This window comes from Streptomyces sp. NPDC048479 (genome assembly GCF_040651435.1).
In the GTDB taxonomy this organism is placed as follows: Bacteria; Actinomycetota; Actinomycetes; order Streptomycetales; family Streptomycetaceae; genus Streptomyces.
Window position 1 is genome coordinate 114,539 of sequence record NZ_JBEZKA010000001.1, and the last position, 26,282, is coordinate 140,820.

The 26,282-nt window shown below is 70.7% G+C and carries 24 protein-coding genes, 1 pseudogene and 1 riboswitch; of the genes and pseudogenes, 13 read left to right on the forward strand and 12 right to left on the reverse strand.

What is annotated here, in order from left to right:
* Positions 1–11: 11 nt before the first annotated feature.
* From AB0D12_RS00520 to rsmH, 3 genes and pseudogenes are all read right to left on the reverse strand, one after another.
* Positions 12–1,946: a penicillin-binding protein 2 gene (locus tag AB0D12_RS00520; RefSeq protein ID WP_362675409.1), complete on the reverse strand. Its 1,935-nt coding sequence runs from the start codon at positions 1,944–1,946 to the stop codon at positions 12–14.
* A gap of 469 nt (positions 1,947–2,415) precedes the next feature.
* Positions 2,416–2,709 (reverse strand): annotated as a pseudogene (locus AB0D12_RS00525) (septum formation initiator family protein); the annotation flags it as partial.
* A gap of 50 nt (positions 2,710–2,759) precedes the next feature.
* Positions 2,760–3,713, reverse strand: a complete 954-nt coding sequence (rsmH, locus tag AB0D12_RS00530; protein WP_362675411.1) for a 16S rRNA (cytosine(1402)-N(4))-methyltransferase RsmH — start codon at positions 3,711–3,713, stop codon at positions 2,760–2,762.
* 339 nt (positions 3,714–4,052) lie between these two features.
* On the opposite strand from rsmH, the gene AB0D12_RS00535 reads away from it, so the two are divergent.
* The 4 genes from AB0D12_RS00535 (at position 4,053) to AB0D12_RS00550 (ending at position 9,618) form a co-directional block, all read left to right on the forward strand.
* The gene (locus AB0D12_RS00535) at positions 4,053–4,595 is read left to right on the forward strand and encodes a carbonic anhydrase (RefSeq protein WP_362675413.1); all 543 of its coding nucleotides are present in this window, start codon (positions 4,053–4,055) and stop codon (positions 4,593–4,595) included.
* A gap of 201 nt (positions 4,596–4,796) precedes the next feature.
* Positions 4,797–5,843, forward strand: a complete 1,047-nt coding sequence (locus AB0D12_RS00540; RefSeq protein ID WP_362675415.1) for a MoxR family ATPase — start codon at positions 4,797–4,799, stop codon at positions 5,841–5,843.
* Positions 5,843–7,198 (forward strand): DUF58 domain-containing protein, encoded by a 1,356-nt coding sequence (locus AB0D12_RS00545; protein ID WP_362675417.1) that lies wholly within the window; start codon positions 5,843–5,845, stop codon positions 7,196–7,198. Before AB0D12_RS00540 ends, AB0D12_RS00545 begins: the two co-directional genes overlap by 1 nt.
* Positions 7,195–9,618: a DUF3488 and transglutaminase-like domain-containing protein gene (locus AB0D12_RS00550; RefSeq protein ID WP_362675419.1), complete on the forward strand. Its 2,424-nt coding sequence runs from the start codon at positions 7,195–7,197 to the stop codon at positions 9,616–9,618. Before AB0D12_RS00545 ends, AB0D12_RS00550 begins: the two co-directional genes overlap by 4 nt.
* 150 nt (positions 9,619–9,768) lie before the next feature.
* Here AB0D12_RS00550 and AB0D12_RS00555 read toward each other — a convergent pair whose 3' ends face one another.
* The 3 genes from AB0D12_RS00555 to AB0D12_RS00565 form a co-directional block, all read right to left on the reverse strand.
* Entirely contained in the window at positions 9,769–10,170 is a 402-nt protein-coding gene (locus tag AB0D12_RS00555) for a DUF3040 domain-containing protein (RefSeq protein WP_327323033.1), read from the reverse strand.
* Positions 10,171–10,420: 250 nt separating this feature from the next.
* On the reverse strand, positions 10,421–11,179 hold the full coding sequence (locus tag AB0D12_RS00560; RefSeq protein WP_362675421.1) for a methyltransferase: 759 nt from the start codon (positions 11,177–11,179) through the stop codon (positions 10,421–10,423).
* Between the two features lie 146 nt (positions 11,180–11,325).
* On the reverse strand, positions 11,326–11,865 hold the full coding sequence (locus AB0D12_RS00565; RefSeq protein WP_362675423.1) for an SAV_6107 family HEPN domain-containing protein: 540 nt from the start codon (positions 11,863–11,865) through the stop codon (positions 11,326–11,328).
* A 162-nt stretch (positions 11,866–12,027) separates the two neighbouring features.
* Between AB0D12_RS00565 and AB0D12_RS00570 the strand changes: the two genes are divergently transcribed.
* From AB0D12_RS00570 to AB0D12_RS00600, 7 genes are all read left to right on the forward strand, one after another.
* On the forward strand, positions 12,028–12,873 hold the full coding sequence (locus AB0D12_RS00570; protein WP_362675425.1) for a PP2C family protein-serine/threonine phosphatase: 846 nt from the start codon (positions 12,028–12,030) through the stop codon (positions 12,871–12,873).
* A 36-nt stretch (positions 12,874–12,909) separates the two neighbouring features.
* Positions 12,910–13,869: an MASE1 domain-containing protein gene (locus tag AB0D12_RS00575; protein WP_362675427.1), complete on the forward strand. Its 960-nt coding sequence runs from the start codon at positions 12,910–12,912 to the stop codon at positions 13,867–13,869.
* A 77-nt stretch (positions 13,870–13,946) separates the two neighbouring features.
* Positions 13,947–14,816 carry an ATP-binding cassette domain-containing protein gene (locus AB0D12_RS00580; protein ID WP_362675429.1) on the forward strand — a complete coding sequence of 290 codons (870 nt, stop codon included), beginning with the start codon at positions 13,947–13,949 and terminating at the stop codon, positions 14,814–14,816.
* On the forward strand, positions 14,788–16,875 hold the full coding sequence (locus tag AB0D12_RS00585; RefSeq protein ID WP_362675431.1) for a YhgE/Pip domain-containing protein: 2,088 nt from the start codon (positions 14,788–14,790) through the stop codon (positions 16,873–16,875). The genes AB0D12_RS00580 and AB0D12_RS00585 overlap by 29 nt, the downstream gene beginning before the upstream one ends.
* A gap of 29 nt (positions 16,876–16,904) precedes the next feature.
* Complete coding sequence (locus AB0D12_RS00590) at positions 16,905–17,513, forward strand: TetR/AcrR family transcriptional regulator (RefSeq protein WP_362675433.1); 609 nt, start codon at positions 16,905–16,907, stop codon at positions 17,511–17,513.
* A 364-nt stretch (positions 17,514–17,877) separates the two neighbouring features.
* Positions 17,878–18,495 (forward strand): DUF4126 domain-containing protein, encoded by a 618-nt coding sequence (locus tag AB0D12_RS00595; RefSeq protein WP_362675435.1) that lies wholly within the window; start codon positions 17,878–17,880, stop codon positions 18,493–18,495.
* Positions 18,496–18,556: 61 nt separating this feature from the next.
* Positions 18,557–20,044, forward strand: a complete 1,488-nt coding sequence (locus AB0D12_RS00600) for an NAD(P)/FAD-dependent oxidoreductase (protein WP_362675437.1) — start codon at positions 18,557–18,559, stop codon at positions 20,042–20,044.
* Positions 20,045–20,059: 15 nt separating this feature from the next.
* Here AB0D12_RS00600 and AB0D12_RS00605 read toward each other — a convergent pair whose 3' ends face one another.
* The 6 genes from AB0D12_RS00605 to AB0D12_RS00630 form a co-directional block, all read right to left on the reverse strand.
* On the reverse strand, positions 20,060–20,917 hold the full coding sequence (locus tag AB0D12_RS00605) for a hypothetical protein (protein ID WP_362675439.1): 858 nt from the start codon (positions 20,915–20,917) through the stop codon (positions 20,060–20,062).
* 51 nt (positions 20,918–20,968) lie between these two features.
* Positions 20,969–21,886 carry a methylenetetrahydrofolate reductase [NAD(P)H] gene (metF, locus tag AB0D12_RS00610; protein ID WP_362675441.1) on the reverse strand — a complete coding sequence of 306 codons (918 nt, stop codon included), beginning with the start codon at positions 21,884–21,886 and terminating at the stop codon, positions 20,969–20,971.
* 89 nt (positions 21,887–21,975) lie between these two features.
* The gene (thiE, locus tag AB0D12_RS00615) at positions 21,976–22,638 is read right to left on the reverse strand and encodes a thiamine phosphate synthase (protein ID WP_362675442.1); all 663 of its coding nucleotides are present in this window, start codon (positions 22,636–22,638) and stop codon (positions 21,976–21,978) included.
* Between the two features lie 86 nt (positions 22,639–22,724).
* Positions 22,725–23,090 (reverse strand): Rv2175c family DNA-binding protein, encoded by a 366-nt coding sequence (locus tag AB0D12_RS00620; RefSeq protein WP_327323046.1) that lies wholly within the window; start codon positions 23,088–23,090, stop codon positions 22,725–22,727.
* 43 nt (positions 23,091–23,133) lie between these two features.
* Positions 23,134–24,369, reverse strand: a complete 1,236-nt coding sequence (locus AB0D12_RS00625; RefSeq protein WP_362675444.1) for an FAD-dependent oxidoreductase — start codon at positions 24,367–24,369, stop codon at positions 23,134–23,136.
* Positions 24,370–24,397: 28 nt separating this feature from the next.
* Positions 24,398–24,739 carry a hypothetical protein gene (locus tag AB0D12_RS00630; RefSeq protein WP_362675446.1) on the reverse strand — a complete coding sequence of 114 codons (342 nt, stop codon included), beginning with the start codon at positions 24,737–24,739 and terminating at the stop codon, positions 24,398–24,400.
* Between the two features lie 51 nt (positions 24,740–24,790).
* A riboswitch (TPP riboswitch) is annotated at positions 24,791–24,903 on the forward strand.
* Here AB0D12_RS00630 and thiO point away from each other — a divergent pair.
* Both thiO and thiS read left to right on the forward strand, forming a co-directional pair.
* Positions 24,901–26,058, forward strand: a complete 1,158-nt coding sequence (gene thiO, locus AB0D12_RS00635) for a glycine oxidase ThiO (RefSeq protein ID WP_362675448.1) — start codon at positions 24,901–24,903, stop codon at positions 26,056–26,058. It overlaps the preceding riboswitch by 3 nt.
* Complete coding sequence (gene thiS / locus AB0D12_RS00640) at positions 26,055–26,279, forward strand: sulfur carrier protein ThiS (protein WP_362675450.1); 225 nt, start codon at positions 26,055–26,057, stop codon at positions 26,277–26,279. The genes thiO and thiS overlap by 4 nt, the downstream gene beginning before the upstream one ends.
* Positions 26,280–26,282: the final 3 nt, after the last annotated feature.

Sequence of the window (26,282 nt, forward strand, 5' to 3'; positions counted from 1 at the left end):
GTTCCTCCGGGTCACTCGCCGGGTTGGAAGGTGACGGGCAGCCGGGCGGGATCGCTGCCGGTCGGTGCGACCTGGAGGGTCTTGAGGGCGAACTCCATGACCTTCCGGTAGATCGGCCCGCAGATCTGGCCGCCGAAGTAGCTGCCCTTGGTGGGGTTCTGGATGGCGCAGTAGACGGTGATCCGCGGTTTGTCGGCGGGCGCGAAGCCGGCGAAGGAGGCGGTGTAGCCCTTGTAGCGGCCCAGTTCCGGGTCGACACGGTTGGCCGTTCCGGTCTTGCCCGCGACGCGGTAGCCGGGGATACGGCCCTTGCTGCCGGTGCCTTCCTCGTCACCGACGACCGACTCCAGCATGGTGGCCAGCGTCCTGGCGGTCTGCTCGCTGACCACCCGGGTCTTCTTGGGGGCGGGGGCGGGGGTGAAGCGCCCGTCGGGCCCCTTGGTGCCGCGGATCAGGGTGGGCTCGACGCGTACGCCGCCGTTGGCGATCGTCGAGTAGACGGAGGCCGCCTGCATGGCGTTGAGCGAGAGGCCCTGGCCGAAAGGGATCGTGTACTGCTGCGAGGTGGACCACTTCTGCGGCTTGGCAAGGATGCCGGGCGTCTCGCCCGGGTAGCCGATCCCGCTCGGGCTGCCCAGGCCGAATTTCCGCAGATAGGTGTAGAGCACCTGATTCGCCGCGGGCTGGGTCTTGCCGAGCTGGCCGGTCGCCAGGATCGTTCCGATGTTGCTGGACTTGGCCAGTACGCCGTTGAGCGTGAGGTTCCAGGTGGGGTGGTCGATGTCGTCCTTGAAGAGCCGGTCGCCGCGGTGCAGCCGGTTGGGGACGACGACATGGGTGCCGGGCGTGGCGGCCTTCTCCTCGAGGACGGCGGCCATCGACATCACCTTGGCGGTGGAGCCGGGTTCGTACGCGTCCTGGAGCGCGGCGTTGCCCATGGCCGCCGAATTGGCCTGGGTGAGGTCGTTGGGGTCGAAGCCCGGCGCGTTGGCCATGGCGAGGACCTCGCCGGTCTGGGTGTTCTGCACTATCACGTAGCCGCGGTCGGCCTTGGACTTCTTCACCTGGTCGGCGATGGCCTGCTGGGCGGCCCACTGGATGTCGCGGTCGATGGTCAGCTCGATGTCGGAGCCGGGGACCGCGGGGACCTCGCGGGAGCCCGCGGTGGGCACCCGTCGGCCGCCGGACTGGGCGTAGGTGATCTGTCCGTCCTGGCCGGCGAGGACCTTCTCCAGCATCGACTCGACGCCGCCGCCTCCCTTGCCGTCACCGGTGACGTAGCCCAGTATCCCGGCGGCGAGATCGCCGTTCGGGTAGACGCGTTTGCTGCTCGGCTCCTGGAAGACGCCGCTCAGCACATTGGCACCCGGGCCTCCCTTGGACTTGTCGGCCCTGGCCTTCTCGGCGAAGACGCCCTTGAGGTCCTTGATCTGGTTCCAGACCTGGGGGGTCTGGCGGCGGGCCAGCACGGTGTACCGGGATTTGGGCGTCCTGAGCTTCTTCGCCAGCTCGGCGACGTCCTTGCCGAGGATCGGGGCGAGCAGTGCGGCCGCCTGTTCCGGAGCGTTGGGAGCCTTGCTCTCCTCGGGAGTGAACAGCTTCGGGTCGGCGGTGATGTCATACGCGTCGACGCTGGTGGCCAGGGCGATGCCGGCCCGGTCGGTGATCTCGCCGCGCTCCGCGGTGAGCTCATGGCTGAGGTAGCGATTCTTCTCCGCCTTGGCGGCGTACGCGCCTGCGTCGACGGCCTGCACCTGGAGCAGCCGGACGACGAAGGCCAGCATGACGAGCGTCAGGCCGAGGCTGACCAGCCGCAGCCGGGGGCGGGGGCTGCCGAGCCGGATCGGGCGGGGCGCCGGGCGCGGCCGCCGGCGGGCCGCAGGACGGACGGACGGCCGCCGGGCGGGGCCCGGGACTCGGCGGCGCGGTGGTTCCTTGAGGGGCACTGCGTCACCTGCCGGGGGTCGTCGGGGGCGGCTTCGCGGGTTCCTGCGACGGCTTGGCCGCGTTGGCGGGCGCGGGCTTGGCGGCCGGTTTGGGGGGCGCGGCGGGCGCTGGCGTGGCAGGCGCGGGCGCGGGGGGCACTGGCGCGGGCTTGGCGGCCGGTTTGGGGGGCGCGGCGGGCGCTGGCGTGGCAGGCGCGGGCGCGGGGGGCACTGGCGCGGGCTTGGCGGCCGGTTCGGGGGGCGCGGGCGCGGGCTTGGCGGCCGGCTCGGGGGGCGCGGGCGCGGCGGGCGCGGACTGCTGCGCCTGCCTGGCCGGCGGGGCCGACGCGGAGGGGTGCGTGGCGGGAGCCTGGGCCGAGCGCGAGGCGGAGACGGACGGCGCTGGAGGGGCCGGGGGCGGCGGCGCCGGTTCCTGGATCTCCATCGGAGTCGGGTCCGGTCGGGGCTGCCCCGAGGCCACTCGGGGCACCCCCCGGACCGTGCCGTCCGGGTCCAGGAAGGCGGGACTGCCGCCGGGCACCATGCCGAGCTCGCGGGCCCGCCGCTCGAGCGCGTCCGGGGCGGAGTGGTTGTCCACGTCCCGCTGCAGCGCCTGCTCCTCGTCGGTGAGCTCGGTGGTCTGCCTCTTGAGCTCGCTCAGCTTGAACGAGCCCTCGTTGAGGGCGGAGTTCAGCAGGAGCAGCGTGATCAGCCCGCCGCCGAGGAGGAACACGACCAGCAGGACGAAGGGGGTACGGGCGGCGGTGCTCGGCCCCGACGGCATCAGCCGTGCGAGCCGCGCGGCCCGCCCCTTCAGCTGCTTGGCCGCTGAGCTCACACGTCCTCCCGGATGCGCTGCGCTCCCCTGAACCGCGCGGGTGCCGCGCGGCGGTTCTCGGCGACCTCTGCCTCCGTCGGGAGTTCCGCGCCGCGGGTCAGCAGCTTGAGCCGCGGCTGGTACTGCTCGGGTACGACGGGCAGTCCGGGCGGTGCCGTGTTGGCCGCACCAGCCGCGAAGACCTGCTTGACCAGCCGGTCCTCCAGCGAGTGGTACGAGAGCACGGCGATCCGGCCGCCGACCGCGAGCGCTTGCACCGCGGCGGGGATGGCGCGCTCCAGAACAGTCAGTTCGCCGTTGACCTCGATACGCAGAGCCTGGAAGGTGCGCTTGGCGGGGTTGCCTCCGGTGCGCTTGGCGGCCTGCGGCAGCGCGTCGCGGATCAGTTCGACGAGCCGTGCGCTGTTCGAGAAAGGCTCCTTCTCCCGTTCCCGTACGACCGCCGAGACGATCCGCTTGGCCTGCTTCTCCTCGCCGTACGAGCGCAGGATCCGCACCAGCTCGCCCGGCGGGTAGGTGTTGAGGACCTCGGCGGCGCTCATCCCGGTCGTCTGGTCCATGCGCATGTCGAGGGGGGCGTCCTGGGCATAGGCGAATCCGCGGTCCGCCTCGTCGAGCTGCATCGAGGAGACGCCGAGATCGAAGAGGATGCCCTGTACCTTCGGGATCTTCAGGCGCTCAAGGACCTCCGGCAGCTCGTCGTAGACGGCGTGCACCAGGGTGGCCCGGTCACCGAACGGCGCGAGCCGCTCGCCCGACAGCCGCAGCGCCTCCTTGTCGCGGTCGAGCGCGACCAGGCGCACCTCGGGGAACTGCGTGAGCAGGGCCTCGCTGTGTCCGCCGAGGCCGAGGGTGCAGTCGACGACGACCGCGCCCGGCCCGTCCAGCGCCGGGGCCAACAGGTCCAAGCACCGCTGGAGCATTACCGGGACGTGTCGGGTCTGGCTCATGCGCCCTCTCAGGTCCTGCGCGGGCGTGCGTACTGCCGGGTCCCCGCCCGCTCAGAAGGGTCGTACATACGCCGCACACGCGGGGAAAACGTCAAACTTGCAGGATGTGCAGGATGTGCCGGTGAACTTCGCGTCACTTTAGTCCACACATCTTTCCGGTCAATCAACCGGCGGGCGCGTGGCGCGGGCGGGTGAGGACAGGTTCACGGACGCGGACACTTCACCCGTACGGACGCGGCCGCATCACATCTGTGGGTTACCTCACAACAAGCCTCATTGTTGTTCTTTGTCCCCTCTCACAGCAGGCTTCGACTGCCTGTGCGCATTACCGTCGTCCTCATGTCGACTTCCGCGCACCACTCCGCCGATGCAGCGCGTTCCAGCGGCACGGTCACCGATCGTCTTGTCGAGGCGAACCTGCGCTACGCCGCCGGCTTCCAGGACCCCGGGATGGACGCCCGTCCCGTGCTGCGAGTGGCCGTGGTCGCCTGCATGGACGCCCGGCTCGACCTGCACGACGCCCTCGGTCTGGAGCTGGGCGACTGCCACACGATCCGCAATGCGGGCGGCGTGGTCACGGACGATGTGATCCGGTCGCTGACCATCAGCCAGCGGGCGCTCGGCACGCGCAGCGTCATACTCATCCACCACACCAACTGTGGTCTGGAGACGATCACCGAGGACTTCCGGCACGAGCTGGAGGACGAGGTCGGGCAGCGGCCGGCCTGGGCGGTCGAGGCGTTCCGGGACGTCGATCAGGACGTACGGCAGTCGATGCAGCAGGTGCGCACCTCGCCGTTCCTGCCGCACACCGACGACGTGCGCGGCTTCGTCTTCGATGTGACGGAGGGTCTGTTGCGGGAGATCGACCCCGCAGTGTGACCAGCAGGACACCGGAGAAACCACAGCAAACTCGGCATATCCCACCCACTTATCCACAGGCGAGTGACACGACGCGGTAACGGCAACAAGAATGCGTGTGTGGCACCCTTCCGGAACCATCCGGAGAAGGTGTCCGTGTTTTGGGGTGGGCCGGGCCGTCCGAAGAGCAACCGGCCCGTAGAACGGGCCGAGGAGGGCCGGGTGACGACCTATGACGATCGAGCGAGCCTCACAGATCTGACCACCACAGCGGAGCGTGTCCGCAGGTCGGTGGAGGGTGTGATCGAGGGCAAGCCTGAGGTCGTACGGCTTTCGCTGACCGTGCTGCTCGCCGAGGGGCATCTGCTCATCGAAGATGTGCCGGGCGTGGGCAAGACAATGCTGGCCAAGGCGCTGGCGAAATCCATCGACTGTTCGGTGCGGCGTATCCAGTTCACACCGGATCTGCTGCCGTCGGACATCACCGGTGTGTCGATCTTCGACCAGCAGCGGCGGGACTTCGAGTTCAAGCCGGGCGCGATTTTCGCCCAGATCGTGATCGGCGACGAGATCAACCGCGCTTCGCCGAAGACCCAGTCGGCGCTGCTGGAGTCGATGGAGGAGCGCCAGGTCACCATCGACGGGCACACGTACGAACTGCCCAGCCCCTTCATGGTGGTGGCCACCCAGAACCCGGTGGAGATGGAGGGCACCTACCCGCTGCCGGAGGCGCAGCGCGACCGCTTCATGGCGCGAGTGTCGATCGGCTATCCCAGCGCGGACGCCGAGCTGCAGATGCTCGATGTGCACGGCGGCACCTCGCCGCTGGACGATCTGCAGCCGGTGGCGCACGCCCACGACATCGTGAAGCTCATCGACGCGGTGCGTACGGTCCATGTCGCCGATTCCGTGCGGCGGTACGCCGTGGAGCTGGTGGCGGCCACCCGTAACCACCCGGATCTCAGACTCGGAGCGTCGCCGCGCGCCACACTGCATCTGCTGCGCGCCGCGAAGGCCACGGCCGCGCTCAGCGGCCGTGACTACGCCCTGCCGGACGACGTCCAGTCGCTGGCGGTGCAGGTGCTGGCGCACCGGCTGCTGCCCACCGCGCAGGCACAGTTGAACCGCCGTACGGCCGAGCAGGTCGTGCTGGAGATCATGCAGCGCATTCCCGTGCCCACGGCCGGGGGCTCGGAGAGCACCTATGTGCCGGGCCGACCGGTTCAGTCGCCGCTCTACGGCCAGCAGCCCGGCGCCCGGCGGTTGTGATGTCGGCCGGGGCGCCCGCCGCCGTGGAAGGCAAGGACACGGGCGGGGTGCGGGCGGCCCTGGGCGGGCTGACCACACGCGGTCGTTCCTTCCTCGCGGCGGGAGTGGCGGCAGCGGTGTGCGCGTACGTCCTGGGGCAGGGCGACCTGTTGCGGGTCGGACTGCTGCTCGCCGTGCTGCCGCTGGTCTGTGTGGCCGTGCTGTACCGCACGCGCTACCGGGTCGCGGGCAGCCGGCGTCTTTCGCCCCTGCGGGTGCCTGCCGGTTCCGAGGCACGGGTGCATCTGCGGATGGACAATGTCTCGCGGTTGCCCACCGGGCTGCTGATGCTCCAGGACCATGTGCCCTACGTGCTGGGGCCACGGCCCCGGTTCGTCCTGGACCGGGTGGAGGCGGGCGGTCGGCGCGAGGTGTCGTACCGGGTGCGCTCGGATCTGCGCGGGCGCTATCCGCTCGGGCCGCTGCAGCTGCGGCTGAGCGACCCGTTCGGGATGTGCGAGCTGACCCGCTCGTTCAGCTCGTACGACACCCTCACCGTCATTCCGCACACCGAGACGCTGCCTCCGGTGAAGCTGGCGGGCGAGGCCTCGGGGTACGGCGACGGGCGGCAGCGCTCGCTGGCGCTGGCGGGCGACGACGACATCATTCCGCGCAACTACCGCTACGGCGACGATCTTCGCCGGGTGCACTGGCGCTCCACCGCGCGCTACGGCGAGCTGATGGTGCGCCGCGAGGAGCAGCCGCAGCGCGCCAGATGCACGGTGCTGCTCGACACCCGGCGGCTCGCCTACCAGGGTGCCGGTCCCGACTCCGCCTTCGAGTGGGCGGTCTCGGGCGCGGCATCCGCGCTGGTGCACATGCTGGAACGGGGCTTCGCGGTCCGGCTGTTGACGGACACGGGGAACTCGGTGCCCGGTGAGGGTGCCGACGGCTTCGCCGGATCGACCCAGGAGTCCGCGGACTCCGCGGGTCTGATGATGGACACGCTCGCGGTCGTCGACCACTCCGACGGGGCGGGGCTCTCGCGCTCGTACGACGTCCTGCGCGGCGGGAACGAAGGGCTGCTGGTCGCCTTCTTCGGCGACCTGGACGAGGAGCAGGCGGCGGTCGCAGCCAGGATGCGGCAGCGCAGCGGCGCGGCCGTCGCGTTCGTCCTGGACAGCGGGACCTGGGTGACGAGCGGCGCGGTCGCCGGGGCGGTCGACGAGCGGCTGACGCAGCTGCGCGAGGCGGGCTGGACGGCGCTCGCTGTGTCGCCCGGGATGACGCTGTCCGAGCTGTGGCAGCAGGCGGGCCGGCAGCGCATCGCGTCTCCCGGTGGCAGTACGGACGGTTTCTCTGGGGGTTGGTCATGAGCGGTCGCGGACGGCTGGCACTCTGCGCCTTCGCCGCCACGCTGATGGCGGCGGGCGCGATGCTGCCGCTGGTCGAACCGGCCTCCTGGATGCTGCAGGCGGCGTTCCTGCTGGCGATCCAGAGCGGGGTGGGCGCGCTCGCCCGGCGGGTGCCGCTGGCCAGGCCGCTGACGGTGGCGGTGCAGGCGCTCGTCACGCTGCTGCTGCTCACCGTGGTCTTCGCCCGGGGCCAGGCGATCCTTGGGCTGTTGCCGGGGCCCGATGCGATCGAGCAGTTCGGCCAGTTGCTGAACGCGGGCGCCGAGGATGTCGGGCGGTACGCGATCCCGGCGCCGGCGACCGACGGCATCAGGCTGATGGTGATCGGCGGCGTGCTGGTGATCGGCCTCGCGGTGGATGCCCTCGCGGTGACGTTCCGCAGTGCGGCCCCGGCCGGGCTGCCGCTGCTGGCGCTCTACTCGGTGGCCGCGGGGCTCTCCGGCGGCGGCGCGAACTGGCTCTGGTTCCTGCTCGCGGCCACCGGATATCTGGTGCTACTGCTGGCCGAGGGCCGGGACCGACTCTCCCAGTGGGGCCGAGTCTTCGGCGGCGCCGCTTCGGCACAGGGGCGTACCGCGGTCGGATTCGACTCGGCGGGAGGCAATCCGCTGGCACCGGTCCGTACCGGTCGGCGTATCGGCGCGCTCGCGCTGGGCGTGGCGCTGGTGGTCCCGGCGGCGCTGCCGGCGCTGGACGGCGGGCTGTTGGGCAGCGCTGACAGCGGGGACGGAGCAGGCGCGGGCGGCGGCACCATCTCCGCGGTGAACCCGCTGGTCTCGCTGCAGAACAGCCTCAACCAGCCCGAGGACCGCGAGGTCATCCGGTACCGCACCAACGCGACGAACACGCAGGACCTGTATCTGCGGATCGTCGCGCTGGACCAGTTCGACGGCACGGCGTGGAAGTCCTCCGAGCGCAAGGTCAAGGACGTACCGGACGAGCTGCCCCGGCCGGACGGGCTGAGTCCGTCGGTCAGCGCCACCGAGATCAAGACGAACATATCGGCCGCCGGCTCGTACAAGCAGAGCTGGCTGCCGCTCCCGTACCCGGCGACGAAGGTGCGGATCAACGGCCGCTGGCGGTACGAGCCCACCGGGCGGACCCTGGTCGGCGACCGTGGTCAGAACACCCGCGGTGCGCAGTACCAGGTCACCAGCCTTCTGGTGAACCCGAGACCGGATCAGCTGGCCAAGGCGCCCGCGTCGCCGGCGGCGCTGCTGCGCGAGTACACCAAGGTGCCCGATGTGCTGCCCCCCGAGGTCGGGAGCACGGCGCGGAAGGTGACGAAGGGTGCCACGAACGACTACGAGCGGGCCGTCAAGCTGCAGGACTGGTTCGCCGTGGACGGCGGCTTCACCTACGACACCCAGGTCCAGTCGGGTACGGGTGTCTCCGCGATCACTCGCTTCCTGAGGCAGAAGAAGGGGTTCTGCGTCCACTTCTCGTTCTCGATGGCCGCGATGGCCAGGACGCTGGGCATACCGGCACGGGTCGCGGTGGGCTTCACTCCGGGCTCCCCGCGGTCGGACGGCACCATGTCGGTCGGTCTGAAAGAGGCGCATGCCTGGCCCGAGCTGTACTTCGAGGGTGTCGGGTGGACGCGGTTCGAGCCGACCCCGAGCCGGGGCTCCGCGCCCGAGTACACGCGGGCGCAGTCGCCGTCCGGTAAGCCGTCCAACCCGACGCAGCCCGGCGCCAGCAGCTCGCCGACGCCCTCCGCGGCGCCTTCCGCCTCGGACAACTGCACGGCGCAGGCGAAGCGGCTCGGCGAGTGCGGAGCGGCCGCGCCGCAGGACATCCTGCCGCCCGCCGACCCCGGGATCCCGCTGGGGACAGTGCTGGGCGTGAGTCTTGCCGTACTGGCGGTGGTGGTGCTGCCGATGCTGCCGATGCTCTGGCGGCTGCGGGTGCGTGCGCGACGGCTCGGCTCCGGTGGGCGCACGCCCGCGGATGCCGCGGCCCGGACGCTGGCGGCCTGGCATGAGATCACCGATACGGCCTGGGACCACGGCATTCCGCCCGACGACTCGCAGACACAGCGCAAGGCGGCTGCGCGCATCGTCCGGCTGGGACGGCTGGAGGACGAAGCGGCGGACGCGGTGCACCGGGTGGCCGGCGCGGTGGAGCAAGTGCTGTACGCCCCTGAGCCCCGGCCCGGTACGGGGCTGGCCGATGACGCCGAGCTGATCCGGGCCGGGCTGGCCGACGCGGCGAGCCGGGGGACGCGGCTGCGGGCGCTGCTCGCGCCCCGTTCCGCCATTCGGGTGATGTGGGCTGTCTCGGCCCGCTGGGCGACGCTCACCGACCGGTGGGGCGTGCGCCGCTGGCGCCTGGACCGGTGGGCGGGACTCCTGCGCCGCCTGTCCCGGCAGCGGGGCTGACACCAGGCGGATACGAGTACGGGTGAGGGGCGACGCTCAAGAGCGTCGCCCCTCACCCGTACAGCAAGCTTTTATGAACCAAAACCGCGGCTCTGCTACTTCACTTCGAATTCCTCATTCGAATTTTTCACGTCGAAGAAGCCGCGGTGCTCAGTGGCCGCCCTGTTCGTCGCGGCGACGCTGCCACCGCTGCTCGATCCGGTCCATCATCGACCTGCGCTGGCGGGGCTGGCGGCGAGCTGTTGCCGCCGTGTCCCCCAGGGTCTGTTGCTCACCCGGTTTGGGCGCTTTGCGCCAACCGGTGACCGCGAGAACCGCACAGCCGAGCATGACGAGGAACCCCACCACGCTGATCCAGATCTGCTGCGCGACCATTCCGGCCATGAGGAGCGCGATACCCACCAGGAAGCCTGCAACTGCCTGGTAAACCCGTCGCCGGGTGTACGTACGCAGCCCGCTTCCCTCAAGCGCTGTAGCGAACTTGGGATCTTCGGCGTACAGCGCTCGCTCCATCTGCTCGAGCATTCGCTGCTCGTGCTCCGAGAGCGGCACGGAGTCCTCCTAGTCGTCGGTCGCGGGGGGCGACCGGTATGCGGCCCTTTCAGGATAGGCAGGGAATCGCCCCCGTGAAACCCGCCCTCTACGCCAATTCGCCAGTCCGGGCCGCCATGCCGACTCGGGTGTCGAGGCGTAGATTCCCCAACCTCCGATCCGTCATGCCGGATGGTGTCCCCCGATCATACGGGGCTCGGGCCACGATCGGGGGGTCTGTGGCGTACTCCATGTGCGGCTGCGCCGCAGATCAGCCCCGCTTCTCGCCCAGTACGTGGAGCTGGGTCGCGACCGCGTGAAAGGCCGGCAGCTCGGCGGCCGCCGCCTCCAGTTTGAGCAGCGCGTCCAGCGCGCCGGGCTCGGTGTCCACCAGGACGCCCGGGACCAGGTCGGCGAAGACCCGTACGCCGTGCACGGCACCGACCTCGGCACCGGCCGCACTGACGAGCTCGGTGAGCTGCTCGGCGGTGAAGCGCCGGGGCACCGGGTCGCCGGCGCCCCAGCGGCCCGCGGGGTCGGTGAGCGCGGTGCGGGCCTCGGTGAAGTGCCCGGCCAGCGCCCTGGCCAGGACAGCCCCGCCGAGCCCGGCGGCAAGCAGGCTGAGCGCGCCGGAGGGCCGGAGCGCGTCCACAGCGTTCCGTACGCCCTCGGCGGGGTCGTCCACGTACTCCAGGACTCCATGGCAGAGCACCGCGTCGTAGCCACCGCGCTCGACGACCTCGAAGAGACCGTGAATGTCGCCCTGGACCCCGCGGACCCGGTCGGCCACGCCGGCCTCGGCGGCCCGGCGCTCCAGCGCGAAGAGCGCGTTGGGGCTGGGGTCGACAACGGTGACGCGGTGCCCGAGCTTGGCCGCGGGCACGGCGAAGTTGCCGCTGCCGCCGCCGGTGTCGAGGACGTCCAGGGCGTCCGTCCCCGCCGCCTTGACCCGACGGTCGAGGGCCTCCTTGAGGACCTCCCAGACCACGGCGGTACGGAGAGAGGCGCGGGGTCGCATCGGGTCCGACACGGCAGTTGACTCCTCGGACGGGTGCCGCCCCGGGCTGCGGGGCGTGAGAGGGCGGACGAACACGGTGAAGCGGTGAACGGGTTGAAGACGCAGTCCACCCTATTGCCTCCGTCGGGCGTCCCGGCCCTCCGTCTCGCCCCACGGCGTCACCCCACGGCGCCACCCCTCTCCGGTCGCTCCGTCCTGGGCTGGGGCAACACCGGCTGCAGCACGAGCATCCGCTCGACCAGGCGCAGGAACATGGCCGCGTCGCGCAGTAGGTCGTCGGCTTCGCGGTTGCTCGCCGCGCCCTGTATGCCGGCCTCGGCGCGCGCCCTGCGACTTGCCCCCGACGCGAACAGAACACTCCACTCGGACAGTTCAGGCGCTATCTCGGGCAGGACTTCCCAGGCGCTGCGGATCCGCTGCCTGCGGCGTTCGCTGGTCTCCGGGCGGCCGCGGGCAGCGAGGACCGCGGCGGCGGTGCGCAGGGCGGCCAGATGGGCGGTGGCGTAACGCTCGTTCGGCGTTTCGAGAGTGGCGGCCTCGTCAAGGCCCGTACGGGCCTGGGCGAGCAGGTCGAGGGCGGCGGGCGGTGCCGAGGCCCGCCGCAGGACGGGGTGCACGTCGTTCGCCGGTCCGGTCAGTGAGGGGGCAGGGCCGGTGGCGCGGCGCCGGTGTGCGGCTGCTGCGTGGGAGCTGGCCATGACGAACCTCCTGTCGTCGTGTGACGGCGCTGTGGCCGTATGTGTCCATCGTGACGGGCACCACTGACAATTGTTCTGACCTGCCGCTTTCGCTCTGGAGGTGGTACGTGGGCGGTGACGTCTAGAGTGTGGTGAGGAGCATGTGGGAACCCCGGAGCGCTCATGCGCGGACATCACAGCGACCCGTCCGACAATGCACAACTCCTGATCACCCTCGGGCGTCTCGTCGACCAGGCCCTGGAACGGATGAAGCTCCAGCAGGCCCGGGTCGAGCTGGCCATGGCCCTGCAGCGCCACATGCTCCCGGCCGAGCTGCCGGAGCTGCCCGGCCTGCATATCGCGGCCCGGTACGCGCCCGCACGGGACGGGCTTGCCGTGGGCGGCGACTGGTACGACGCCTTCCTGATGATGGACGGCTCACTCGGGCTCTCGATAGGCGATGCGCAGGGCCACGATGTGGAGGCCGTCGCGTTCATGGGCCAGGTCCGCACCAGCCTGCGGGCCCTCGCCGAGGCGACGAGCAATCCGAGAGAAGTGCTGAGCCGCACCAACGACCTGCTGATCTCCATGGGCTTCGGCCTCTTCGCGACCTGCTGCTTCCTGCGCTTCGACCCGGTCAGCCGCGATCTCACCGTGTCCCGGGCCGGGCATGTCCCGATGGTCTGGGCCACCGCCGGCGGCCGCTCCGGCGTCGCCCTCGACCGCGGCGGCCCGCCCCTGGGCGTCGTGCGGGGCGAGGTCTATCCGGTGACCCACCGGCGGCTGCTTGAGGCAGGGGTCCTCGTCCTGCTCACCGACGGGGTCGTGGAGGGGCCGCACTATCCGATGGAGGCAGGTCTGGCCGAGGTCCATCGGCTGGTGCGCGCGGGATTCGACGCCGACCCCGACGTGCTGGCCTCCGCCGTCGTCAAGGTGGCCGAGCGGACCGGTCACCGTGACGATGCCGCCGTCCTCGTCGTCCGCTACGACGGCCCGCCGGGGCCCGGCCCACCATTCCGCCCCGCCTGAGTCGCCGCAGGCCCACCGGGAGCGCAGACTGCTGTGGTGCGCAAAGCGGAGATCGGCCGTTACGGGTCCGCTGCTCTGTGGATCCTCGCCGTCGCCGCCGCCTACTACGGATCCGCCCGGCTGGGGCTTCTACAGCAGCTGGTACGCGGTCAGGTCACGCCGCTGTGGCCGCCGACCGGGGTAGCCCTGGCCGGCCTGCTCGTCCTCGGTCTGCGGATCTGGCCGGGCATCGCGCTCGGCGCCTTCCTGGTCAATGCCTCCATCGGCCCTTCGCCCCTCGCCGTACTGGCCATCGTCGCCGGCAACACCCTGGCCCCGGTCTGCGCGTACCTGCTGCTGCGCCGGGCGAAGTTCCGCGACGAACTGGACCGGCTGCGGGACGTACTGGCACTGATCTTCCTCGGCGCGCTGGCCGGGATGTTGATCAGCTCGACCATGGGGAGCGGTGTGCTCGTGCTGGCCGGGGCGCTGCAGGCGAGCGACTTCTGGCCGACGTGGTCGGTGTGGTGGACCGGTGACGCGATGGGGGTCCTTGTCGTCACTCCGTTTCTGCTTGTCCTCCGCAGGGCCCGGTGGCCGCGGAATGCCGGGCTCAGCCGCTGGATCGAGGCGGTGACGCTGGCGCTGGGCACTCTCTTCGCGACGATTCTGGCGACGAGTACCACCAGTTCGGCCCTGCTCTTCCTGGTTTTTCCGTTCCTGATCTGGGCCGCCTTCCGCTTCCAGCTGGCCGGCGCCGCGCCGTGTGCGCTGGGGGTGTCGACCCTGGCGATCCTGGCCGCGGCCCGGGAGGCCGGCCCGTTCGCCGGTCAGGATCTGTTCGCCAGCATGGCCACGCTGCAGGCCTTCAACGGCACCACGGCACTGATGGCCCTGCTGCTCGCGGCGGTCATCACCGAGCGGAACAAGACCCATGAGGAGCTCGCACGGGTCTGCACGCGGCTCGCCGAGATGGTGGCCTTTATCGAGCCGCGCTCGGATTCGAACGACGGCTGACCGGCCGGGTTTTGCTCCGGTCCAGAGTTCGGGATAGTTTTTGCACTGACCAGTCAGTTCAAAAACTTGGGGGGAACATGGACAGCCCTGTCAGCCCCGACGGCAGTCACGGGGCAGCCGTCACGGCCGAGGACTTCGGACTCAAGGGCCCGCGCGGCTGGGCGTTCCGCTCGGTGAGCATCGAGGCGGGACCCGGCTCGCTCATCGCGATCGAAGGCCCGTCCGGCTCCGGCCGCACCTGTCTGCTGCTCGCGCTCACCGGCCGCATGCGCCCCACCGAGGGCCGCGGCGAGGTCGGCGGCCTGCAGCTGCCGCGGAAGATGGCCGCCGTACGCCGGATCAGCGCACTAGGCCCGGTACCGGGCGTCAGCGAGCTCGACCCGGCACTGACCGTCGCCGAGCATCTGCGCGAACGCGCTCTGCTGCAGCGCCGCTTCGACGGCTCACTGCGCACCCTGCTGCGGCCCCGCGCCGAGCGTGCCGCCGCGGCCAGGAGCCGTATCGACGAGGCACTGGAGGCGGCGGGGCTGGACTTGGCCACGCTCCCCAAGAAGGACCGCACGGCCGTACGCGACCTGGAGCGTCTAGAAGCGCTGCGCCTGTCCGTCGCCCTCGCGCTGGTCGGCCGTCCACGCCTGCTCGCGGTCGACGACACCGATCTCAAGCTCTCCGACGACGACCGGGCCGAGGCCTGGAAGCTGCTGCACTCCGTCGCCGAGGGCGGTACGACCGTGCTCGCCGTCTGCAGCCAGGCCCCCGAGGGCACGACGGTGATCCGCACGGTCGCGGACACCGCTCCGAGGAGCGAAGACACCGCCGAGCTGACGCCCGAAAGCACGACCGACCCGGCACCCGAAGACAAGCAAGAACCGACGCCCGAAGACGCAACCGAGGGCACCACCGAGGAGGGGACGGCCGATGCGCTCGCCGAAACTGGCCGCGCTTGAGCTGAAGCGGTTCGGCAGGGGGAAGCTGCCGCGCGCCGCGCTCGTCGCGATCCTGCTGCTGCCGCTGCTGTACGGCGCCCTGTACCTGTGGTCCTTCTGGGATCCGTACGGTCAGCTCGAACGTATACCCGTCGCGCTCGTCAACGACGACAAGGGAGCCACCGCTGCCGGCAAGAAGGTCGCGGCCGGCGACGAGATCACCAAGGGCCTGCTCGAGAGCAAGGTCTTCGAATGGCACGAGGTGAGCGCGGCCGAGGCCCGCAAGGGCGTCGAGGACGGCACGTACTACCTCTCGCTGACCATGCCGCAGGACTTCAGCAAGCGCATCGCGTCCAGCTCCGGCGAGTCTCCCGAGACCGGCGCCCTTCAGGTGCGTACGAACGACGCCAACAACTACATCGTCGGGCAGATCTCGCGGACGGTCTTCTCCCAGGTCCGCACCGCCGCCTCGACCAACGCCTCCCGATCCTTCCTCGACCGGATCTTCATCTCCTTCTCCGACATCCATGACCAGACAGAGAAGGCCGCGAAGGGCGCCGACCAGCTCAAGGACGGGGTCGGCAAGGCGAAGAAGGGCTCCAAGGACCTCGCGGACGGGCTGAAGGACGCCAAGAACGGCAGCGGCAAACTGGCCGGCGGCCTCTCCAAGCTCAACAAGGGCGCGAGCGATCTCGAGACCGGATCCAAGCAGGTCTCCGAGGGCACCCAGTCGCTTGCCGACAAGGTCAACGGGATAGCCGCCGACGTCCGTCCGTACCTCAAGGACAACGGCAGGACGATCGGTGACACGGCCCGGCTGGTCGCCGACTCCTCCCAGGCGGTCCGCCACAATCTCGACATCCTCGTGAAGACGGCCCCCGGCTCGGCCGTCCTCGCCCACAAGTCGGCCGACGAGCTGAACGCGATCTACAAGACGCACTGCGAGGACGCGCTGCTGCCCGACCCGACCGTCTGCCCCGCGCTGAAGCGCGCCAAGATCACGGCGGCCGATGTCGCCAAGATCGCCGACGACGTCAACGCTCTGGTGAAGGACAACAAGGGCGATCTGAAGAAGCTGGACGGCCACCTCGCCGATCTGCAGAAGAAGGCGACGGACCTCGCCAAGCGCTCACCGCGTCTCGACGAGGACCTGGAGTCGGCCGTCGGCCAGATCAATGAGCTCAACTCGGGCGCGAAGAAGGTCGCTCAGGGAGCGGACAAGCTGCACACCGGGCTGAGCGGCGCCAAGACGGGCTCCACCGATCTCGACACCGGCGTCGGCAAGCTCAAGAAGGGCGCCGGCAAACTGGACGGCGGGCTCTTCAAGCTCGCCGACGGTTCGACCGAGCTGGCCGGTGGACTGAACAGCGGCGTGGACAAGATCCCCGACTACGACAAGAAGGACCGCGACCAACGCACCGAGGTAATGGCCGACCCCGTGAAGCTGGCCGGCCAGTCCCTGCACAAGGCGCCCAACTACGGCACCGGCTTCGCGCCGTACTTCATCCCGCTCTCCCTCTGGGTGGGCTCGATGGTGGCGTACATGATCATCCAGCCGCTCAACCGGCGTGCCCTCTCCGCGGGCACCTCCGCCTGGCGGATCGCGCTGGCCGGCTGGCTGCCCGTCGCCGCGATCGGCCTGGTGCAGGTCGGCGCGCTCATGTCCGTACTGCACTGGGGCCTCGGCCTGCAGATGGCGTACGCGGCCGGCACGATCGGCTTCCTCGCCCTGGTGACCTGCTGCTTCGCCGCGATCATCCAGTGGCTGAACGCGCGCTTCGGAGCCGCGGGCCGGATCCTCGTACTGGCGTTGCTGATGCTCCAGCTGACCTCGGCCGGCGGCACCTACCCGGTGGAGACCAGTCCGGCGTTCTTCAACGCGATCCATCCCTACCTCCCGATGAGCTACGTCATCGACGCGCTGCGCAGGCTCATCACGGGCGGCGGCCTCGGCCCGGTGTGGCAGGCGTGCGCGGTACTGGCCGCCTTCACCGCGGGCGCGATCGCGCTGACCGCCGTGTCCGCACGGCGCAAGCAGGTGTGGACACTGGACCGTCTGCACCCCGAGCTGAGTCTGTGAGAGCGGCCGGACCTGTGAGAATCGACGCCATGGACAGCACCAGCACCAGACGCCGGGCGACCCGGGCAAAGCTCTACGAGGCCGCGGTGACGCTCATCGCCGAGCAGGGCTTCTCCGCCACCACGGTGGACGAGATCGCCGAACGCGCCGGGGTCGCCAAGGGCACGGTCTACTACAACTTCAAGAGCAAGACCGAGCTCTTCGAGGAACTGCTGCGGTACGGCGTCGGGCTCCTGACCGCCTCGCTGCAGTCCGCCGCCGACGAGACGGCGGAGCGCGGCGGCACCAAGGTCGAGGCGCTGGACGCGATGATCAAGGCCGGTCTGGGCTTCATCGAGCGCTATCCGGCCTTCACCCAGCTGTACGTCGCCGAGCTGTGGCGCACCAACCGGGCCTGGCAGTCGACGCTTCTCGTCGTACGGCAGCAGGCGGTTGCCGTGGTCGAGACGGTCCTGCGGGAAGCCGTCGAGAGCGGCGAGCTGAGCGAGGAGATCGATGTGCCGCTGACAGCCGCCGCGTTGGTCGGAATGGTGCTGGTGGCGGCGCTGGACTGGCAGGCGTTCCAGCCGGAACGCTCGCTCGGGGATGTGCACTCGGCGCTGTCGCGGCTGCTGCACGGCCGTGTGAGCGGCCGTTAGGTCCTCCGTACGACGGCAGAAAAGTGCCGGTCCGGCGAGGCTCGATCCCCCCGAGCCCCGCCGGACCGGCGTTTCCCCCGTGTCCCCGTTTTCCCCCGTGCCGGAGAACCCGTTTACCCCCGTTTTTCCCCCGTGGTCACTGGGTTCTCCGTCGTACTCCCCCGTTCCGTCCGGGGAGCCGCGCCGTTCCGCCGCCCCGTGTCGGCGGTGCCGGCGCTGCGCCCCTTCCGTGGTCTCCACTCTTCCTTCTGCACAGGTAGAACCCCATCCGCGCGCGTACTCATCTCCCCCACTAGGTACGGGTACTCAGTCATCCGTGCTCATCCCCACCCGCGCGGGTCGGCGTGTGGTTACGATCGCGTCCGTGTCCGTACTCCCTCTCGTCTTCACCAGCGGCTGGGCCAGCGGGATCAACGCCTACGCGGTGGTCCTGTTGTTCGGCATCTTCGGCGCGACCGGGCTCACCGACGAGGTGCCCACATCTCTGCAGCGCACCGATGTCCTGATCATTGCGGGCGTGCTGTTCCTCTGTGAGGCGGTGGCGGACAAAATCCCGTACGTCGACTCCATATGGGACACCGTGCACACCGTGCTCCGGCCGGTGGCGGGCGCGGTCGTGGCCGCACTGCTGGCCGGGGAGAGCGGCTCGCTGCCGGAGCTCGCGGCGGCCGCCATCGGTGGCTCGACCGCGCTGATGAGCCATCTGGTCAAGGCCGGCACCCGGATGGCGGTCAACACCTCGCCCGAGCCGTTCAGCAATATCGCGGTGAGCATGGCGGAGGATCTGGGCGTCGCCGGGATCATCACCTTCGCGCTCTTCCATCCGCTGGCGGCTGCGCTCATCGCCGGGACACTGCTCCTGCTGGGCATCGTGGTACTGGCCTTCCTCGCCACGAAGATCCGCCGTTTCCTGCGGCGCAGAGCACAGCGCCGCCAGGAGAAACGGCCGGCGGGCGCGGAAGCGTCCAGAGCTCCCTGGTGACCGGACCGCCCGGACGGGCCGCCGGGGCGGACTGTCAGTGGTGGCCGATAAAGTCGCGGACATGGCACGGATTGCGGTGATCGGCGCCGGGATGGGCGCCATGGCGGCTGCCGCCCGGCTGGCCGTGGCAGGCCACCGGGTGACGGTGTACGAGCGCTCGGCGACCTACGGCGGCGCGGTGGGCCGGTTCGAGCGCGAGGGCTTCGCCTTCGACACCGGGCCCGGTCTGCTGCATCTGCCTGCCGTCTGGCGGGACTTGTTCGTCAAGACCGGCAAGGAACCGCTGGAGCAGTGCGTCGGGCTCGTCCAGGTGGACCCGGCGAGCCGGCATCTCTTCGCCGACGGCACCGAGGTGTCCCTGCCGAACGCCTCGCGGGCCGGAGTCGTCTCCGCGCTCGAAGCCGCGCTGGGCGCGGGAGCGGGCGAGCGGTGGGGCACGTTCCTGGGCCGGGCCCGGGACGCCTGGGACCGTTCCCGGCGGCCGCTGCTCGAAGAGCCCCTGTGGGCCGACTGGCAGGTGCTCGGCCGCGATCCGTATCCGGCGCCGCGGCAGCGCAAGTTGCTGCGCAGCCGACAGGCGTCCACGGTCTCCGAGGTCGGCGCCTGGGAGCTGGCAGACCTGCGGCTGGCCGCGCTGCTCGAGGGATACGCCCTCTCGTACGGCCTGGATCCCCGGCATGCCCCGGCGGGTGCCGCCCTGCTGCCATACATGGAACAGACCTTCGGCAGTTGGTATGTCGAGGGCGGGATGCGGGAGCTGGCCCGCGCGGTCTACGAGCGGTGTCTGGCCCGGAAGGTGGAGTTCGCCTTCGGGACCGAGGTGGCCCGCATCGTCGAGAAGGACGGGCGAGCGGCGGGAGTCGAGCTCGTCGGCGGCACGGTCGAGGGGGCCGACCATGTGGTGGCGGGCATCGAGGCCGCTGATCTGGTGGGGCATGAGCTCTGGCAGGACGGAGACGTACGGCCCCAAGGGGGCGCCGGCGGTTCACAGTTGCCGGGCAGGTTCACCGTGCTGCTGGCGCTGCGCGGGGCGCGGCCCGCGTCGGCCGTCCACCGGAGTGTGGTCCACGCGCCCGACACCGGCGCGGAGGCTGCGGCCGTCTTCGGCGGCCGGACGGCCGAGCGGCCCACCGTCACCGTGCTGCGACCGGACGATCCGCGTACCCGCCCGGACGAGGAGCACGAGGCGGTGACTCTCGCCGCGACCGTCGCGGCGAAGGGCGGCCCGGTCGACTGGACGGACGCGACGCTGCGCGAACGGTACGCCGAGGTGCTCATCGACGCCGCGGGCGCGGCCGTGCCGGAGATACGCGAGCGCCTGCTGTGGCACGAGATCCGTACGCCCGCGGAGACGGGTGCGCTGTCCGCGCCCGCGCTCGCCGGGGACGGCGGGCGGTATCTGCACCCGGCGAACAGCACCCGGCTGCCCGGTCTGTATCTGGCGGGCGGCCGGTCGCACCCGGGCGGCGGACTGGCGCATGCCGGGATGTCGGGGGCGCTGGTGGCCGGCCTGATCGTGGAGGGGGCGGACTTCCGCGGCTCTCAGTGAGCCGGCGCCGGTGCCTCAGTAGCGGTACTGCTGCTCGTTGTACCCGGGGTCGTAGCCGTACGGAGAAGGCTGCTCCTGCGGCATCGGCGGCGCCTGCTGCTCGCCCTCCCGCTGCTGCGGGACCCACACCCCGCCGGGCGGCGTCTCGCTGTACGGCTGCTGGGCGTACGGGTCGGCGTACTGCTGCTGGTCGCCGTAACTGTCGTAGCTCTCGTACGCGTTGTACTGCTGGCCGCCGACATAGGGGTCGGAGTACGCGGCGTACGCCTGCTGCCCCGTCCCGTAGTCGTACTGCCCGGCGTATATGTCCTGGCCCGTCGGCTGCTGATCGTAACCGGAGCCGGTCGGCTGCTGACCGTAGCCGGAGTAGGTGTCGTAACCCGTGCCGTACGTGGTGTAGTTCTGGCCCTGGTCCTGCTGCTCCGCCGCATAGGCGGCCTCGCTGTACACGCCGTACTGGCCGGTGTCGTCCGGCAGCGGCTGCGGCTCGTAGACCGCCTCGGGCTCAGGTTCCGCGGGAACAGGCTCATAGGCGAGGTCGGAGACCTCCAGCGTCGGCTCTCGCGAGGCAGCCGTGTCCTGATTGCCGCCGGACCTGCGCCGACGGCTCGCTCCCGGGCTGCCGCCGAGCGCCCAGCCGGTGGAGAAGCCCTTGCGGAAGGAGAGCGTGACATACGTCTGGCCGACGGCGAAGGCGATCGCGCCGAGCGCGATCACCACGACGGAGGGCATCAGTACGCCGAGGACCACGCACAGGAAGCCGGCGAAGGCGAGCAGCCGCCAGCGCAGCCGCGCCTTGTACTGCAGCAGCACCTCACCGAGCAGCCACAGCGCGACGATGCCGAACGCGATATAGAGGACCGTCCAGCCCATGCCCGCCCCTCTCCTGCGGCCGCCGCTCCGGGTCGGAGTGGGTACGACCGATCACGACTGCTCGTGCAGTCCGAGATTCTCGTAGATCTCGAGCGTCGCCGTGGAGTTGTTGAGTGTAATGAAGTGCAGACCGGGGACACCCTCGGAGAGCAACCCGGCGCAGAACTCCGTCGCGAACTCGATGCCAATGGAGCGTACAGCGGCAGGATCGTCCTTGACGGAGAGGACCCTCTCTTTGAGCTCGGGCGGGAACGCGGCGTTGCTGAGCTGCGCGAACCGTTCGAGCTGCTTGACGCTGGTGACCGGCATGATCTCCGGGATGATCGGGGTCGCGCAGCCCGCGGCCTCGACCCGCTCACGCAGCCGCAGATAGTCCTCGGGCTGGAAGAACATCTGCGTGATCGCGTAGTCGGCGCCGGCCCGGCACTTGTCGACGAAGTGCTGGATGTCGGTGTCCCAGCCCTCCGAGCGCGGGTGCATCTCGGGGAAGGCCGCGACGCCGACGCAGAAGTCCCCGGACTCCTTGATCAGCTGTACGAGCTCGGCGGCGTACCGCACACCGTCGGGGTGCTTGACCCACTCGCCCATGGGGTCGCCGGGCGGGTCGCCACGGACGGCGAGGATGTTGCGGATCCCGGCATCGGCGTACTGCCCGATCATGTTGCGCAGCTCGGCCACGGAGTGGTTCACCGCGGTGAGGTGCGCGACCGGGGTGAGCGTAGTGTCGGCGGCGATCTGCTGGGTGGCCTTGACCGTGCCTGCGCGCGTGGAGCCGCCGGCGCCGTAGGTCACCGAGACGAAGTTCGGGGCCACCGCTTCGACCCTGCGCAGCGCGTTCCAGAGGTTCCGCTCGCCCTTCTCGGTCTTGGGCGCCCAGAACTCGAAGGAGTACGAAGTTTTGCCGGTTGCAAGCAGCTCGCGCACGGTTCGTGCGCGATCCGTCCTGGTCGAAGCTGTACCGAGGGCCATACCCGCAGGTTAACCACGCCTCGCCGGTCACCCAACCGAATGAGGGAAATATGCCGGATTTGTCGGCCTGCTGTCCACCCCTCGGACAGTTACCCGATCCGCTCCCCCACGCGCTCCCGCACACGCTTCGCCAGCGCCGCTGTCGCCGCGGCCGGGTCGCCGGCCTCGGTGATGGCCCGTACGACGACGACCCTGCGCGCGCCCGCGTCCAGCACCTCGTCCAGATTGCCGGCGTCGATCCCGCCGATCGCGAACCAGGGCCGGCCGGTCTCCAGCGCGGCTGTGTACCGCACCAGGCCCAGTCCCGGGGCATACCGTCCGGGCTTGGTCGGGGTGGGCCAGCAGGGGCCCGTGCAGAAGTAGTCCACGCCGGGCTCGGCGGTGGCCTTGTCCACCTCGGACTCGGCGTGCGTCGAGCGGCCTATGAGCACCTCGTCACCGAGGATCGCGCGGGCGGCCGGGACCGGCAGATCGCCCTGTCCCAGATGCAGCACGTCGGAGCCGATGGCGTGCGCCACATCCGCCCGGTCGTTCACGGCGAGCAGCCTGCCGTGTCTGCGGCAGGCGTCGGCGAAGATCTGGAGGTGATCCAGTTCCTCACCGGCCTCCATGCCCTTGTCCCGCAGCTGCACGATGTCGACCCCGGAGGCGAGCACGGCGTCGAGGAACTCCGCGAGGTCGCCCTGCTCCTTCCGGGCGTCCGTGCACAGATAGAGCCGGGCGTCGGACAGCAGCGCACGAGCCGTGGACATGATGGTTCCCCCCGGTGGGTCGGCGGTGTACGGGCAGGGCGGCACAGCCCCCGGCCCGCACACCGCGTGTTGTTGTCGTCAGGACGTCAGACGGCGAGCGCCTGGGCCCGGCGCTTCACCTCCGTGCCGCGATTCTCGCTGAGCGCCTGCGCGGGCGTGCCCGGCAGGCTCGGGTCGGCGGTGAAAAGCCATTCCAGCATCTCTTCGTCGGTGAAGCCGTCGTCCCTCAGGAGCGTCAGGGTCCCTGCGAGCCCCTTGACCACCTTGTCGCCGTCGATGAAGGCGGCAGGCACCTGAAGCGCCCGGTTCTCACCACGGCGTACGGCGATCAGCTGGCCTTCCTTGACCAGCTGCCGTACGCGTGTCACCTCGACATCGAGCATTTCCGCGATGTCAGGAAGGTGGAGCCAGGCGGGGACGAGAGCATCGATCTTTGCGTCAATCTCGGTCACAGGACAAGCGTGCCATCCCGGACTGACAGTCGGTAGCCGGACCCTAGTCGGCCGCCGCCTTCAAAGGGACGGACGGGTCGGCGGCGCGCGCCGGATCCAGCCGGATTCCGGACAGGATGAGCTTGCGCCCTTGCGCCAGATCACGGGCTCTGCCGACGGCGAGAAGCGCGACCAGAGAGCCGTCCCGCAGCCAGAGCACCGACCAGGCCGCGCCTGCCGGATCACCGCGCCACACCATCGTGTCGGCGGCCTCATGATGGCCCGCGTACTGCACAAAGCGCCCGAACTGCTCGGACCAGAAGTACGGCACCGGGTCATAGACCTCCGGTGGCTCCTGTCCGGGCGCGCCGCCGATGACATTGGCGGCGACCGTACGCGGCCCCTGCAGAGCGTTGTCCCAGTGGTGCACGAGCAGCCGCTCGCCGTATCGGCCGGACGGGAAGGAGGCGCAGTCCCCGACGGCGTACACATCGGGCAGCGAAGTGCGCAGATACGCGTCCGCGGTGATTGCGCCGTCCGGGCCGAGTGCGATGCCGGAGCCGGCGAGCCAGGCGGTGGCGGGCCGGGCGCCGATGCCGACGACCACGGCGCCCGCCGGAAGCTGCCGGCCGTCGGCCAGGATCACCGCGCCGGGCTCGATGTCCGCCACGCGCGCGTGGGTGAGCAGTTCGACGCCGTACTCCGCGTACCAATCGGTCATCGGGCCGGCGACCTCGGCGGGCAGGGCTCCGGCCAGCGGGCGCCCGGCGGCCTCGACGACGGTGACCGTGCAGCCCGCCTCACGGGCGGCCGTCGCGAACTCCGCGCCGATCCAGCCCGCGCCGACGACCACCATGTCGTGCTGCTGCGTGAGAACGGGGCGCAGCCGCGCGGCGTCGTCGAGGGTACGCAGCAGATGGACGCCGGGTACGCCCACGGCGCCGGGCAGGGTGATCGGTTCCGCACCGCTGGCGATGACCAGGACGTCGTACGGGACCGGACCTGCCGCGGTGTCCAGCTCATGGGCCCCGGCGCGCACTCCGGTCACCTCGCAGCCCAGCCGCAGTTCGATGCCGAGTGCCTCGAAGTCGACATCGAAGGCCGAGCCCTCCGCCTTGCCGAGCAGGATCGCCTTGGAGAGCGGGGGTCTGTCGTACGGCTGATGGGGCTCGGCGCCGATCAGGGTGACCGGGCCGGTGAAACCCTGCTCGCGCAGTGCCACCGCGGTCTGCACTCCGGCCATTCCCGCGCCGACGACGACCACGCGCCGCTGCGTCTGTGCTGTCTGCTGCTCGCTCACCCGACAACCTTACGCATCTGACGGACCGTCAGGAAGGCAGCTGTTCGACGACGCTCGTCCCGCTGCCCTCCTGGGACTCCCATTCCCAGCTCTCCTCCAGCCGCAGCCGCCCGTCCTCGAGCTCGACGACGGTGGAGAGGCAGCGCCCCGAGGACGTCCCGCCGTCCGCCTTCAGCTGCACATAACGGAAGTCGAGCCGGTCGCCCTCCCTGGTGCCCACAAGGTGGCCACGGAGCACATCGCCGCCCTCGTACTCGGCCCAGATCCGGCCTTCCTGCTCGTGGTACGTGAACCGGGTCCGGGTCCCCACCTGGCCCGGAGCCTGGTCTGCGACCGGGGAGAGCACGAGTCCGTCGAGCGACCTTGCCACAGTGGCTGCTCCCTTACTGCGAGTTGGGGCCTGGGGTTAGGGTGGCCACCGTAAGGCACTCGCGGGAGCCCGGACGCACCGGGCTGAGAGGGAGGCTGGACGGCCTCCGACCGTACGAACCTGATCCGGGTCATGCCGGCGAAGGGAGGGGCTGGACGCCCATGTCGCGTACCTCAGACGTCCTCGTTGTCGGGGGCGGAATCATCGGCCTGGTCACGGCCTGGCGTGCGGCGCAGCGAGGGCTGCGGGTCGCCGTCGCCGATCCGGAGCCCGGCGGCGGCGCTGCGCAGGTCGCGGCCGGCATGCTCGCCGCCGTCACCGAACTGCACTACGGCGAGCAGACGCTGCTCGGCCTCAACCTGGAATCCGCGCGGCGCTATCCCGCCTTTGTCGCCGAGCTGGAGGAGACGAGCGGACAGTCCGTCGGCTATCGCGCCTGTGGCACGCTCGCGGTCGCGCTCGACGCCGACGACCGCGCGCATCTGCGTGAACTGCACGCCCTGCAGCGTCAGTCCGGCCTGGAGTCGGAGTGGCTGACGGGGCGCGAATGCCGCCGCCTGGAGCCGATGCTCGCGCCCGGCGTGCGCGGGGGCCTTCGGGTGGACGGCGACCACCAGGTCGATCCACGGCGGCTGGCCGCGGCGCTGGTGGCGGCCTGCGAGCGGGTAGGGGTGGTCTTCCACCGCGGCTGGGCGGAGCGGCTGTCGGTGGTACGGGACCGGGCGGCCGGAGCTGTACTGACGGACGGCAGTGAGCTATCCGCGGACCAGGTGGTGCTGGCGTGCGGCAGTCTGAGCGGCAGGCTCGGCGGCGTACCGGAGGATGTACTGCCGCCGGTACGGCCGGTGAAGGGCCAGGTCCTGCGGCTGACCGTGCCGCGTGCGTACGCGCCGTTCCTCTCCCGGACCGTGCGGGCGGTGGTGCGCGGCAGTGACGTCTATCTGGTGCCGCGCGAGAACGGCGAGCTGGTCATCGGGGCAACCAGCGAGGAGCTCGGCTGGGACACCACGGTGACGGCGGGCGGGGTGTACGAGCTGCTGCGCGACGCGCACGAGCTGGTGCCCGGCATCACCGAGCTGCCGCTCACCGAGACCCGCGCCGGGCTGCGCCCCGGCTCTCCCGACAATGCGCCGCTGCTGGGCCCGACCGCTCTGCCGGGCCTGCATCTGGCCACCGGCCACCACCGCAACGGGGTGCTGCTCACACCCGTCACCGGCGATGTGATTGCCACGGTGCTGGTCACCGGCGCACTGCCGGACGAGGCTCGCCTCTTCACTCCTCGCCGCTTCTCCCCCGTACCTCAGGAGCAGCCCGCATGAACGTCCCCGTGTCCGTCACCATCACCGTCTCCGTCAACGGCGAGGCGCGCGAGCTCGCCACAGGCACCACGCTGGACGCCCTGGTCACGTCCCTCACCGCCGCCCCGTCCGGAGTCGCCGCCGCCGTCAACGAGACGGTCGTCCCGCGCAGCCGATGGGCCGGCACCCGGCTCGGCGACGGCGACCGTGTCGAAGTCCTCACCGCAGTGCAGGGAGGCTGATCA